Genomic DNA, 10,780 nt, shown 5'->3' on the forward strand with positions numbered 1-10,780 from the left:
CACCGAGAGCGTGCGGCCCGAGGCGGTCTTCAGCTGGCCTTCCTTCCGCTCGACGGTGACGCCGGCGTAGTTGGCGACCTTCTGGCGGCTGCCGGTGAGCGCGTTGAACAGGGCGGTCTTGCCGGAGTTCGGATTGCCCACCAGGGCGACCCGCGCGGTCGGCGCGAGGGTGTCGGTGACGGCGTTCATCAGCGGCGGGCGCCGGCCGCGCGCGTCACGAACCGCACCCAGACGTCCTCGGCGTCGCGCCGGCGCAGCGCCACGCGCATGTCGTCGATGCGAACCGCGATCGGGTCGCGGCGGATGGCGCCCTCGTGCAGCACCTCGATCTCAGCGCCCTCGACGAAGCCGAACTCCAGCAGCCGGCGCTGCAGCTCCTCGACGCCGACCCCGTGGTCGCCGGGATGGGTCTCGGCGCGCACCTCGACGATGACGCCCGCGTCGCCGGGGCGGGCGGCGCTCAGCCGCCGCACGGCCGGATCGACCGCGGCTTGCGCCACGGCGGCGTCTTCGATCGGCTGGGCGAGCATGTCGTGCATCTGGGCGCACCTTGCGGTACTTTGCGACTGATTATCAATTACGTGGAAGGCTAGGCAAATTCAAGCGCCGAGGCGCTGATCCGGATCAAGGCGCGAGCCGATAGTCGCGCCTGCGAGGAGCCGCCGCGGCTCACACTTGCGGGCGACGCTTGCATTCTCCGAACCCGAACCTCTAGAACGCCGCCAGCTTCGGCGCTGGCCCCAGTGGCGAAATGGTAGACGCGGCAGACTCAAAATCTGCTTTCCGCGAGGGAGTGCTGGTTCGAGTCCGGCCTGGGGCACCAATACGCCAGCGTTCAATAGGCCGGCTTGCAGCGCCGCTGCAGATAGACCCCGCGCAGGAAGCCGCGCCGCGCGTAGCCCATGGTGACGGCCGCCTCGTACTTGCGGTCGGCGGGGGCGGCGCCGGAGACCTCGCGCACGAGCCCGCGGAACGGGATCAGCGAGTTGACGACGGCCTTGCCGCCGGCTTCCGCGATCTTGGCCGTGTGGCTCTCGTGGTACTTGGTCCCGGCGTGGAAGTCCGGCCCGATCGCGCCGTTGAGGTCATTGATGGCGCCGGAGATTTGCCGGCAGGTCTTCAGCCCCTCCAGCCCGTACGGGCTCAGGACGGCCTTCACCAGCGCCGGCGGGACCTTGGCCTTTTGCACGCCGACGTCGCGCGCCGGTTGGCTGGCGATTTCTTCCGCCGTCTTGCGCCCGTGCTCCAAGGAGCCCTCCGGGGCGGGCGCCGGCTGCGCGGCTGATGGAGCTGGAGCCGAAGATGACGGCGGCGCGGAGGCGGATGTCGGCTGGGCCGCTTTTGCGACCGTCGCCCCGAGGGCGCAGGCTGCAGCCAGGACGACGGCCTTCGGAATCAATTCTAGCCTCTCACCGTGCGGTTACCGCAAATGTTCATAACTCGGATTTGGTTGCGTAAGACCAGGCCGCGCCAGGCCCCGCTCCAGGTCCAGCAGCAGCGCCTTGGCTTCGAGACCACCGGCGAAGCCGGTCAGGGCGCCGTTCGAGCCGACCACCCGGTGGCAGGGCGCGATGATCGAGATCGGGTTCCTGCCGTTCGCCGCGCCGACCGCGCGCGAGGCCGAAGGCCTGCCGAGCTGGCGGGCGATCTGGGCATAGCTGCGGGTCTCGCCGAACGGGATGGCGAGCAGCGCCGTCCAGACCTTTTTCTGGAAGTCCGTGCCTTGGAAGTCGAGCGGCACGCTGAAGGCTGTGCGCGCGCCGGCGAAATAGTCCTGCAGCTGGCGTTCGGCCTCGACCAGCACCGGGTGGCCGTCGTCCTGCGCCATCGGGCCCAGACGCACGCGGCCCGGCCTGTCGTTCTCCCACAGGATCGCCACGAGGCCCTTGTCGCTGGCCACCAGCTTCAGCTCGCCGACCGGGGAGGGGATGGCCTTGAAGGCGTAGGTCATGGTCTTCTCGCTGGAGGTTGCGCCGGCGCCGTTGTAGGCGCTCCCGCCGCGATCGACCGGCGGGAATCGGACGTGGTTGAGCGGGAAAATCCTTCGCAGGATGATGTAACCGTCACAGTCGCCGTCGATAAGCGGGCGCTTGGCGAGAGGGGAGGCGGGCAAGTGAGCTGGATTCGGGGTTGTCTGGCGGGCATCGGTGCGGCGCTCATCTCGGCCACGCCGCTTTGGGCGCAGGCGCCTGCAGCCCAGCCCGCGCCGCCGGCGAAGCTGGTGGTGGCGATCTCCGTCGACCAGTTCGGGCTCGACCTCTACCAGCGCTACCGGCCGACCTTCACCGGCGGGCTGAAGCGGCTGGGAGAGGGGCTGTCCTTCGCCGGCTACCAGTCGCATTCGGCGACCGAGACCTGCCCGGGCCACTCGACGATCCTGACCGGCGAGCATCCCTCGCACACCGGCATCGTCGCCAACAGCTGGTACGAGCGCGCCACCGGCTCGACGGTCTATTGCGTCTCCGTCGACGGCGACGCCGACCCCAACGCGCGCGGCCCGGTCAAGCTGCGCGTCGACACCCTCGGCGACTGGCTGAAGCGGGCCCGGCCCGGCGCGCGCTCGATCGCCGTCTCCGGCAAGGACCGCGCGGCGATCATGATGGCCGGCCACCATCCGGACGCGGTCTACTGGTGGGTCGACCGGACCGGCTTTGCCACCTCGCACTACGCCGGCCCCGCGACGCCCGCCGTGCTGGCGCCGGCCCAGGCGTTCGACAAGGCCCGCTTCGCTGCGTGGCGCGCCCAGCCGCCGAAGTTCTGGCCCAAGGACGTTCCCCAGCGCTGCGCCGCGCTGGAGACGCCGCACAAGTTCGGCCAGGTCACCCTCACCGGCGAGATTCCGCCACAGACCGCGCCGGGCGGCGGCCTGCCCTTGAGCGACCCGCATTTCGACGACGAGCTCCGCGCCTCGCCCGCGTTCGATCCGATGACCCTGGCGTTCGCCGGCGAGTTGGTCCGCCACCACAGGCTCGGCCAGGGTCCCTCGACCGACCTGCTGGCGATCAGCCTGTCGGCCACCGACCTCATCGGCCACCGCTACGGCGCCGGCGGGCCGGAGATGTGCGTGCAGATGGCCGAGCTCGACGCAGCGCTCGGCCAGTTCTTCGACAGCCTCGATCGGCAGGGCCTGGCCTACACTGTGGTGCTGACCGCCGACCATGGCGGCTCCGACGCCCCGGAGCGCGCCGGGGCGCCGGCCACCCGGGTGGACGCCGCCGCCACGCTGGGCGCCCTGTCGAGCCACCTGCGCAAGGCCTTTGACCTGACTTACGATCCGCTGGTCGGCGACGACCCGCGGCAGCTGATCCTCGCCCTCGCCCCCCTCGACCAGGCGCGTCGCGCCGCCATCGTGGGCGACGCGGTGACCTGGCTGAAGGCGCGGCCCGAGGTGGCGGGCGCCTATACCGCCGACGAGATCGCCGGCGTCGTCGTGCCGAACGGCAAGCCCGCGCCCGAGCTGACCATGGCCGAACGCTTCGCCGAGAGCTTCGAGCGCGAGCGCAGCGGCGACATTCTGGTGGCCTACGCCGAACATGCGACGCTCGGCATGCCGCGCTCCCTGGGCGACACGGTGGCCGGCCACGGCTCGCCCTGGGACTATGACCGGCGGGTGCCGATCCTGTTCTGGTGGCGCGGCGTAAAGCCCGTCGCCGAGTCCCAGCCGATCGAGACGGTGGACATCGCCCCGACGCTCGCCGCGGTGATGGACGTGCCGCCGCCGCCGGTCGACGGCCGCTGCCTCGATATTGGTCAAGGCTGCAGGAAATAGTCCGTCGCCGCCGCGGGCGGCGGCCTCCGCGACGTTTTTGCAGACGCCGTCAAAAGGACTTGCGACCGACTCGCACTTGCATATATTTCTCCTTGGGCCGCAGCAGCGGTCCGCGCTCTCCAGGGGCGCTCACAGGGACGAAGGTCGGCACGTGTACGTCTGCAACTGCAACGGCATCCGCGAACGGGAAGTCCACGCCGCGATCGCCGCGGGCGCCCGCCGCCCGGCCGACATCTTCAAGTCCAAGGCCTGCTCGCCGAAGTGCGCCAAGTGCGTCTGCGATATGCGCGGCATCATCACCCAGGCTCGCGAGACGCTGCGCTACGCGGCGGAATAGCGGATCGGCCCGCTGCGGGCGGGCGTGAATCTGCTTTGACGGCGCTCCAGGCGCTCTGGGCCTATTTACAGCTGCGTCCAATGCGCCGAGGTTCGCGCTGCGTGTTCCAAGGAGAGTCCCATGCAAGGCGATCCGGCCATCATCGCCCGGCTGAACGAGGTGCTGACGAACGAGCTCACCGCCGTGAACCAGTATTTCCTGCACGCGCGAATGCTGGAGAACTGGGGCCTGCGCAGGCTGGGCAAGATCGTCTACGACGAGTCCATCGGCGAGATGAAACACGCCGACAAGCTCATCAAGCGCGTGCTGTTCCTCGACGGCCTGCCGAACCTCCAGGACCTGCACAAGCTGGCGATCGGCGAGAACGTGCTCGAGGCCCTGACCGCGGACCTGAAGCTCGAGGTCGGCGGCCGCGCGACCCTGGTGGCCGGCGTCGCCCAGTGCGAGGCGGCCAAGGACTACGTCAGCCGTGAGATCCTAGAAGAGATCCTGACGGACACCGAGGACCACATCGACTTCCTGGAGACCCAGCTGAAGCTGCTGAGCGCGATGGGCGAGGCCAACTACATCCAGAGTGCTTCGGGCGAGCTCGAGGGGTAGCGCCGCCGCGCGCGCCGACGAAAGTCTCACGAGCGGCGGGTCGCGAAGCTGCCCAGGGCGTCCACGCGCCGGTCGCCGACACGCACCTCGACGCCCAGGTGGTGCGGGCTTTCCGTGAGGAGCCGCGCCGCCATCTGGCGCGCCTGCATCTCGTTGATCGCGATGAAGAAGCGAAGCGTGGGGACGACATAACGGTCGTCGTCGACATACAGCTCAAAGAACGTTCCAAAATCCTCGAGCATCCGGTGGACCCTCGGAACCCAATGGATTCCCTGTGCGGGCACGTAAACGCATAATATATGAAAATTGTTTCATTGCGACATTATTTTCTTAAGGCGTCATCTACTTCTGGCGAATATAAGAATATTGCTCACTTTGTTTGAATTCGCCTCTTTGTGGATTTGGCCTTTTGGGCGCCATGTGAGCAAGGTGCGTCGGATGAGAAAAATGAGTAAGAGGCAACTTGTCCCCCTCCTGAGCCGTTTGTGCATCGGCCAGTCAGGAGATGGCGCATGCCCGGCTTGAACCGCGCCGATCGTCTGCAGATCATGCTGACCGAGAGCGAGCTCGCCGCGCTCGACGACTGGCGGTTCGCCCGCCGCATGCCGAGCCGGGCCGCCGCAGTGCGGGACTTGCTGCGCCGGGGCCTCGCGGCCGAGGGCGTCGAGCTCGCCACGGCAGGCAGGGCGTCGAAGGAATTCGGGGTCACCGAGGAGGGCGTGGAGTCCGGGAGCTGAGATCGCCCTGGCCATGGGTGCTTCGCTCCCCGTCTGAAGAGCTTGGAGCAGTCGTCATGCGCCTGGACGTCCATCGCCTTCTCCTCCTCGCCGCCGGCCTCGCGATCGCCTGGGGCGCGCCGGCGCAGGCCCAGACGATCCAGCAGCAGATGCAGCTCAACATCCTCGACACCCAGATCAGGGCGCGGGAGGCGATGGCCAATCGCCAGGCGATCGGCCTGCAGAACCAGATGCAGGCGCTCGACGCCCAGCTGCACACCCAGCAGTCGCTGGGCGACATCCGCGCCCAGAGCTATTCGCCCACCATTCCGCAGTATGCGGGCGCCCCGCCGGTCAACATCGACACCAGCCAGCTGGCCTCGATCCCCGACGACCGGCTCGCGGCCTCGAACCAGCGCGTGCTCGACGCGGCGGCGAACCGCCACTGACCTCGTGTTCCGGGACGGCATCTTCTAGACTGGCTGCGGCGTTATCGGCGGGTCGGCCGGGCTCATGGAGAGGGTGCGATGCGTTGGGAAGGCGGCCGCCAGTCCGGAGACATCGAGGACCGCCGTGGCCTGGGGCCGGTCGGCGTGGGCGGCCTCGGCGTGGGCGGCGTGGTCCTGGCGCTGATCGGCTACTTCGTCTTCGGAATCAGCCCGACCACCACGCTGAACGCGGTGAATCAGGCAGGCCAGGGCGCGCAACAGCAACAGCAGGACGTCGCCCAGGGCCGGGTCGCCGACCGCGAAGGCCAGTTCGTCGACGTCATCTCGACCAACGTCGACGACGTCTGGGCGCCGATCTTCCGTGGCGCCGGGCGCGACTACCGGCCGCCGGCCTCGGTGGTGCTCTATTCGGAATCGACCGGCACCGGCTGCGGCCTCGGCCAGTCGGCGATGGGCCCGTTCTATTGTCCGCAGGACCAGAAGGTCTATCTCGACCTCTCGTTCTGGCGTGAGCTGGAGGGCCGCTTCGGCGCCACCGGCGATGCGGCCAAGGCCTATGTGATCGCCCACGAAATGGGCCACCACGTCCAGCACCTGCTGGGCGCCGACCAGCGCGCCCAGCGTATGGGCGCGCGCGGCGCCGAGGGCGGCTCGGTTCGGCTGGAGCTGCAGGCCGACTGCTACGCCGGCGTCTGGGCCGCGCACGCCTCGCAGGCGTCCAACGGCCAGGTCTCGCTCGACCCCGGCGACATCGAGGACGGGCTTCGCGCCGCCAAGGCGGTGGGCGACGACACCCTGCAGCGCCAGGCCACCGGCCGCGTCGCTCCCGACAGCTTCACCCACGGCAGTTCGGCGCAGCGGATGCGCTGGTTCCGCAAGGGCGCCGAGTCCGGCGACCCGTCCGCCTGCGACACCTTCAGCACGGACCAGCTTTAGCGCGGCGCCGAAATTCGCTGGCCTATCCGGCGCGTACGTCCTACCTTTCGCGCCTCCTCGGGGGGCCGCGCCCAAGCGGTTGAGAGGCGGGTGAGCCCGCGACCCGTCGAACCTGATCCGGGTCATGCCGGCGAAGGGAAGGGAAACCCGTTTCCGACCTCGCCGCCGATCCGCCTTAATTGAGCGAGGCCGCGCGTCATGAACAAGCCCACCGGCAATCTCGAAGCCGCCGCCATCCCGACCGGCGAACGTCCCGGCTCGAAGAAGGTCTACCAGCCGGGCGTGCTGTGGCCGGACATCCGCGTGCCATTCCGCGAGGTCGCCGTGCACCCGAGCGCGGGCGAGCCGCCGGTGACCATCTACGACGCCTCCGGCCCCTACACCGACCCGTCGGTGAAGGTCGACATCGACAAGGGCTTGCCGCGCACCCGTGAGCCCTGGGTCGTTTCCCGCGGCGACGTCGACATCGTCGAGACCCCGCGCGAGGTGAAGCCCGAGGACAACGGCTTCGCCCAAGAACAGTTGGAAAGGGCGGGCGCGGCGCTCGCCCCGCAGTTCAGCGCCCCGCGCCGCGTCTACCGCGCCAGGCCGGGCAAGGTGGTGACCCAGCTCGAATACGCCCGGCGCGGGATCGTCACGCCGGAGATGGAATACGTCGCCATCCGCGAGAACCTGCGTCGCAAGGAGACCGACGCCTTCATTCGCGACGGCGAGGACTTCGGCGCCTCGATCCCGGACTTCTGCACCCCGGAATTCGTGCGCGACGAGGTCGCCCGCGGCCGAGCGATCATCCCGGCCAACATCAACCACACCGAGCTCGAGCCGATGGCGATCGGCCGCAACTTCCTGGTGAAGATCAACGCCAACATCGGCAACTCGGCGGTGCTGTCCCACGTCTCCGACGAAGTGGACAAGATGGTCTGGTCGATCCGCTGCGGCGCCGACACGGTCATGGACCTGTCCACTGGCCGCAACATCCACAACATCCGCGACTGGATCGTCCGCAACAGCCCCGTGCCGATCGGCACGGTGCCGATCTATCAGGCGCTGGAGAAGGTCGGCGGCGTCGCCGAGGACCTGACGTGGGAGGTGTTCCGCGACACCCTGATCGAACAGGCCGAGCAGGGCGTGGACTACTTCACCATCCACGCCGGCGTCAGGCTGCCGTACGTCCCGCTGACGGCAAGGCGGGTCACCGGCATCGTCTCGCGCGGCGGCTCGATCATGGCCAAGTGGTGCCTGGCGCACCACAAGGAGAACTTCCTCTACGAGCACTTCGAAGACATCTGCGAGATCATGAAGGCGTACGACGTGTCGTTCAGCCTGGGCGACGGCCTGCGCCCGGGCTCGATCGCCGACGCCAACGACGCCGCGCAGTTCGCCGAGCTGGAGACCCTGGGCGAGCTCACCCAGATCGCCTGGAAGCACAATGTCCAGGTGATGATCGAGGGCCCCGGCCACGTGCCGATGCACAAGATCAAGGCCAATATGGACAAGCAGCTGGCGACCTGCGGCGAGGCGCCCTTCTACACGCTCGGCCCGCTCACCACCGACGTGGCCCCCGGCTACGACCACATCACCAGCGCGATCGGCGCGGCCATGATCGGCTGGTTCGGCACCGCGATGCTTTGCTACGTGACGCCGAAGGAGCATCTTGGCCTGCCCAACCGCGAGGACGTGAAGGTCGGCGTGATGACCTACAAGCTGGCCGCCCACGCGGCCGATCTGGCCAAGGGGCATCCGGCCGCGCGCGCCTGGGATGACGCCATCTCCCGCGCCCGGTTCGAGTTCCGCTGGGAGGACCAGTTCAACCTCGGGCTCGATCCGGAGACCGCCCGCGAGTACCACGACGAAACCCTGCCGAAGGAGGCGATGAAGACCGCCCACTTCTGCTCGATGTGCGGGCCGAAGTTCTGTTCAATGAAGATCAGCCAGGACATCCGCGAGGCGGCGCGTTCGCAGAATGACGTTGCTCAAGATGCGGCGGCCGAGGGCGGTCTTGCGGCGAGCCTGGATGATATGGCGCGCAAGTTCCGCGAAGCGGGCGGCGAGATCCAGGTTCCGTTGAGCACGGCTGGCTGATCGGTGTTGCTCGCCAGGGTTAAGCGGCTGAAGGTCGCAACCGCGGCCGCGATGTTTCCAGGTCATGAAAAAACCTAAGACCAATCGCGCCGATTTTGGTGTAGGGGACCCCTGGCCTTGGAGCCCGAGGGGTTACTGAATTTTTGATGAGGGGATCGATATGAAGCTCCGTCTTACCGCCGCGCTCGCCGCCATCGCTGCCGGCGCGCTCGCCACCAGCGCCATGGCCGAGCCGGTCGTCGCCAAGCTCGCGGCTCCGGGCCCGGGCGCGGCCAAGCCGGTCGCCGGCGGCGCCGTGTTCGAATGCCTGGGCGATGTCTGCGCCGCGCGCACGCCGTCCGCCGACACCGCCTCCGTCCGGGGCTGCAAGGAACTGGCCCGTCAGATGGGCGCGGTGAACAGCTTCGGCCCGGCTTCGAGGCAGCTCTCGCCCGAGCAACTCGGCGCCTGCAACGAATCGGCGAAGAAGTAAGCGCTGCTGCGGGCCGCCTGGAGCGGTCCGCCGACAGCCTGAAACGAAAGAACCCCCGCCTTGGCGGGGGTTCTTTTGCTTCCGGCTGGTCGAAATCAGCCGCGGCGGAGCTCGCCGGGAGTCCGCCGCTCAGGCGCCGCGATCAGTCGCGCGTCGCGGCCTTGGCCTTCGCCGGCCACACCCGGACGACGACCGCCACGGTCACCGACCCCAGCACCGCGGCCACGGCGCCGGCCCACTGCACCGGGGTCATGCCGAGCGACGCGTAGTGGCCGGCCATGGCGCCCGAGGCGAAGACCATGATGGCCGAGCCCCACTCGGCGGCTTCTTTCGAGGAAATCATACTGCGGCGCTCCCTGTGGCGGCTCAGCTGGCGGCGTGGAGATGTCGGCGTCTCTTAGCCGCTTACCGTTGCGCGTGCTATGCGGCGCCGCCGCGCAGCAGGGAATTTGTCGGCATCGACCGGACTCTGGGCGCCATCCGCCCCGCGCTTACGTTTGTCATGGGCAGGGGCGATGCTCCCGGCTTCCCACAACAGGCATGCACGAGGGTAGGGCGATGATCCGCAAGGCGAACGTGGTGTGGAAGGGCGACGGCCGCACGGGGGCCGGTACGATGACGACCCAGTCAGGCGTGCTGTCGAACAGTCCCTACGGCTTCAAGACCCGTTTCGAGAGCGAGCCTGGGACCAATCCCGAGGAGCTGATCGCCGCCGCCCACGCCGGCTGCTTCAGCATGGCGCTGGCCTTCGGCCTGCAGGCCGCGGGCTTCACCGCCGAGGAGATCCGCACCGAGGCCGCCGTGACGCTCGAGCCGGAAGGCGAGGGCTTCAAGATCAGCCGCTCGGCGCTGACGCTGCGTGCACGCATCCCCGCCATCGACGAAGCGAAGTTCCTGGAGTTCGCCCGCGGGGCCGAGAAGAACTGCCCGGTCTCCAAGGTGCTGAACGCCGAGATCACGCTCGACGCCAAGCTCGAATAGCGAAGGCCGGGACGGCTCCTTTGGGAAGCCGACCCGGTTCAGGACTATGGCGTCGCCGAGGGATCCTGGGCCCGGCTGGCGGTCGGCGCGGCCGAGTCGTCCATCGAGCCCGGCGGAGGCGTCGTCGCCGACGGCGGCGCGGCCGGATTGAGCGGGTTGACCACCGGGTTCTCGGGCGAGGGCTGCAGCGACCGCTTGGTCGGCGAGGGCGGCGGGGTGTCGATGGTCGGGGCGTTCGTGCTCGCATCGACGCCGGAGCTCAGCGCGCTCGATTGCGGCGCGGGAGCCGGACGCACCCGTGGTTCGGCGGCCGAGCGGCGAGGTTCCGGCGGCGGCGCGCGGCGCGTGGCCGGCAACGTCGGCTGCTGCTGCGCGGACGAAGGGGCGCCCTGCGCCAGGGGGCTCGCGGTCGAATTGGCGGGCGCCTGCGCCTGGGCC

15 protein-coding genes, 1 tRNA gene, 1 pseudogene and 1 riboswitch are annotated in these 10,780 nt (G+C 69.0%); of the genes and pseudogenes, 10 read left to right on the top strand and 7 right to left on the bottom strand.

Annotated features, from left to right (window positions below; genetic code table 11):
- Together VJS38_RS04315 and VJS38_RS04320 are read right to left on the bottom strand one after the other, a co-directional pair.
- Window positions 1-189, bottom strand: a 189-nt coding sequence (locus VJS38_RS04315; protein WP_324086919.1) for a FeoB small GTPase domain-containing protein, incomplete at its 3' end; no start/stop codon positions are given.
- A complete protein-coding gene (locus VJS38_RS04320; RefSeq protein WP_414692409.1) occupies window positions 189-539 on the bottom strand; it encodes a FeoA family protein in 351 nt (116 codons plus the stop codon). The genes VJS38_RS04315 and VJS38_RS04320, both read right to left, overlap by 1 nt.
- Window positions 540-737: 198 nt before the next feature.
- On the opposite strand from VJS38_RS04320, the gene VJS38_RS04325 reads away from it, so the two are divergent.
- A tRNA-Leu gene (locus tag VJS38_RS04325) sits at window positions 738-823 on the top strand.
- A 12-nt stretch (window positions 824-835) separates the two neighbouring features.
- Here the strand turns inward: VJS38_RS04325 and VJS38_RS04330 are convergent.
- Together VJS38_RS04330 and VJS38_RS04335 are read right to left on the bottom strand one after the other, a co-directional pair.
- Window positions 836-1,249 carry a hypothetical protein gene (locus VJS38_RS04330; RefSeq protein WP_324086920.1) on the bottom strand — a complete coding sequence of 138 codons (414 nt, stop codon included), beginning with the start codon at window positions 1,247-1,249 and terminating at the stop codon, window positions 836-838.
- A gap of 171 nt (window positions 1,250-1,420) precedes the next feature.
- The gene (locus VJS38_RS04335; protein ID WP_324086921.1) at window positions 1,421-2,113 is read right to left on the bottom strand and encodes a methylated-DNA--[protein]-cysteine S-methyltransferase; all 693 of its coding nucleotides are present in this window, start codon (window positions 2,111-2,113) and stop codon (window positions 1,421-1,423) included.
- Between VJS38_RS04335 and VJS38_RS04340 the strand changes: the two genes are divergently transcribed.
- The 3 genes from VJS38_RS04340 to bfr all read left to right on the top strand — a co-directional run bounded on the left by VJS38_RS04340 (window position 2,114) and on the right by bfr (window position 4,706).
- Window positions 2,114-3,769 carry an alkaline phosphatase family protein gene (locus tag VJS38_RS04340; protein ID WP_324086922.1) on the top strand — a complete coding sequence of 552 codons (1,656 nt, stop codon included), beginning with the start codon at window positions 2,114-2,116 and terminating at the stop codon, window positions 3,767-3,769.
- Between the two features lie 151 nt (window positions 3,770-3,920).
- Complete coding sequence (locus tag VJS38_RS04345; RefSeq protein WP_324086923.1) at window positions 3,921-4,106, top strand: (2Fe-2S)-binding protein; 186 nt, start codon at window positions 3,921-3,923, stop codon at window positions 4,104-4,106.
- A gap of 120 nt (window positions 4,107-4,226) precedes the next feature.
- On the top strand, window positions 4,227-4,706 hold the full coding sequence (bfr, locus tag VJS38_RS04350; protein WP_324086924.1) for a bacterioferritin: 480 nt from the start codon (window positions 4,227-4,229) through the stop codon (window positions 4,704-4,706).
- A 26-nt stretch (window positions 4,707-4,732) separates the two neighbouring features.
- Here the strand turns inward: bfr and VJS38_RS04355 are convergent, their stop codons facing one another.
- A complete protein-coding gene (locus VJS38_RS04355) occupies window positions 4,733-4,948 on the bottom strand; it encodes a hypothetical protein (protein WP_324086925.1) in 216 nt (71 codons plus the stop codon).
- A 270-nt stretch (window positions 4,949-5,218) separates the two neighbouring features.
- On the opposite strand from VJS38_RS04355, the gene VJS38_RS04360 reads away from it, so the two are divergent.
- From VJS38_RS04360 to VJS38_RS04380, 5 genes are all read left to right on the top strand, one after another.
- Window positions 5,219-5,443: a hypothetical protein gene (locus tag VJS38_RS04360; RefSeq protein WP_324086926.1), complete on the top strand. Its 225-nt coding sequence runs from the start codon at window positions 5,219-5,221 to the stop codon at window positions 5,441-5,443.
- 56 nt (window positions 5,444-5,499) lie between these two features.
- A complete protein-coding gene (locus VJS38_RS04365) occupies window positions 5,500-5,871 on the top strand; it encodes a hypothetical protein (RefSeq protein ID WP_324086927.1) in 372 nt (123 codons plus the stop codon).
- Between the two features lie 78 nt (window positions 5,872-5,949).
- Window positions 5,950-6,807 (top strand): KPN_02809 family neutral zinc metallopeptidase, encoded by an 858-nt coding sequence (gene ypfJ / locus VJS38_RS04370; RefSeq protein WP_324086928.1) that lies wholly within the window; start codon window positions 5,950-5,952, stop codon window positions 6,805-6,807.
- 48 nt (window positions 6,808-6,855) lie between these two features.
- Window positions 6,856-6,963, top strand: a riboswitch (TPP riboswitch).
- A gap of 42 nt (window positions 6,964-7,005) precedes the next feature.
- Window positions 7,006-8,889, top strand: a complete 1,884-nt coding sequence (thiC, locus tag VJS38_RS04375) for a phosphomethylpyrimidine synthase ThiC (RefSeq protein ID WP_324086929.1) — start codon at window positions 7,006-7,008, stop codon at window positions 8,887-8,889.
- 160 nt (window positions 8,890-9,049) lie between these two features.
- Window positions 9,050-9,361, top strand: coding sequence for a CC_3452 family protein (locus VJS38_RS04380; RefSeq protein WP_324086930.1), 312 nt, complete (start codon window positions 9,050-9,052; stop codon window positions 9,359-9,361).
- Between the two features lie 142 nt (window positions 9,362-9,503).
- Here VJS38_RS04380 and VJS38_RS04385 read toward each other — a convergent pair whose 3' ends face one another.
- The gene (locus VJS38_RS04385; RefSeq protein WP_324086931.1) at window positions 9,504-9,704 is read right to left on the bottom strand and encodes a hypothetical protein; all 201 of its coding nucleotides are present in this window, start codon (window positions 9,702-9,704) and stop codon (window positions 9,504-9,506) included.
- A gap of 215 nt (window positions 9,705-9,919) precedes the next feature.
- Here VJS38_RS04385 and VJS38_RS04390 point away from each other — a divergent pair, with 215 nt between their 5' ends.
- Window positions 9,920-10,342, top strand: a complete 423-nt coding sequence (locus VJS38_RS04390; protein ID WP_324086932.1) for an OsmC family protein — start codon at window positions 9,920-9,922, stop codon at window positions 10,340-10,342.
- Between the two features lie 44 nt (window positions 10,343-10,386).
- Here VJS38_RS04390 and VJS38_RS04395 read toward each other — a convergent pair.
- A pseudogene (locus VJS38_RS04395) lies at window positions 10,387-10,780 on the bottom strand (hypothetical protein); the annotation flags it as partial.

This window comes from Phenylobacterium sp. (assembly GCF_035276905.1).
In the GTDB taxonomy this organism is placed as follows: Bacteria; Pseudomonadota; Alphaproteobacteria; order Caulobacterales; family Caulobacteraceae; genus Phenylobacterium.

Coding starts and splice junctions, on each gene's coding strand:
- VJS38_RS04320 (WP_414692409.1), bottom strand. CDS start 539: ATGCACGACATGCTCGCCCAGCCGATCGAAGACGCCGCCGTGGCGCAA.
- VJS38_RS04365 (WP_324086927.1), top strand. CDS start 5,500: ATGCGCCTGGACGTCCATCGCCTTCTCCTCCTCGCCGCCGGCCTCGCG.
- VJS38_RS04385 (WP_324086931.1), bottom strand. CDS start 9,704: ATGATTTCCTCGAAAGAAGCCGCCGAGTGGGGCTCGGCCATCATGGTC.
- VJS38_RS04380 (WP_324086930.1), top strand. CDS start 9,050: ATGAAGCTCCGTCTTACCGCCGCGCTCGCCGCCATCGCTGCCGGCGCG.
- ypfJ (WP_324086928.1), top strand. CDS start 5,950: ATGCGTTGGGAAGGCGGCCGCCAGTCCGGAGACATCGAGGACCGCCGT.
- thiC (WP_324086929.1), top strand. CDS start 7,006: ATGAACAAGCCCACCGGCAATCTCGAAGCCGCCGCCATCCCGACCGGC.
- VJS38_RS04360 (WP_324086926.1), top strand. CDS start 5,219: ATGCCCGGCTTGAACCGCGCCGATCGTCTGCAGATCATGCTGACCGAG.
- VJS38_RS04355 (WP_324086925.1), bottom strand. CDS start 4,948: ATGCTCGAGGATTTTGGAACGTTCTTTGAGCTGTATGTCGACGACGAC.
- bfr (WP_324086924.1), top strand. CDS start 4,227: ATGCAAGGCGATCCGGCCATCATCGCCCGGCTGAACGAGGTGCTGACG.
- VJS38_RS04390 (WP_324086932.1), top strand. CDS start 9,920: ATGATCCGCAAGGCGAACGTGGTGTGGAAGGGCGACGGCCGCACGGGG.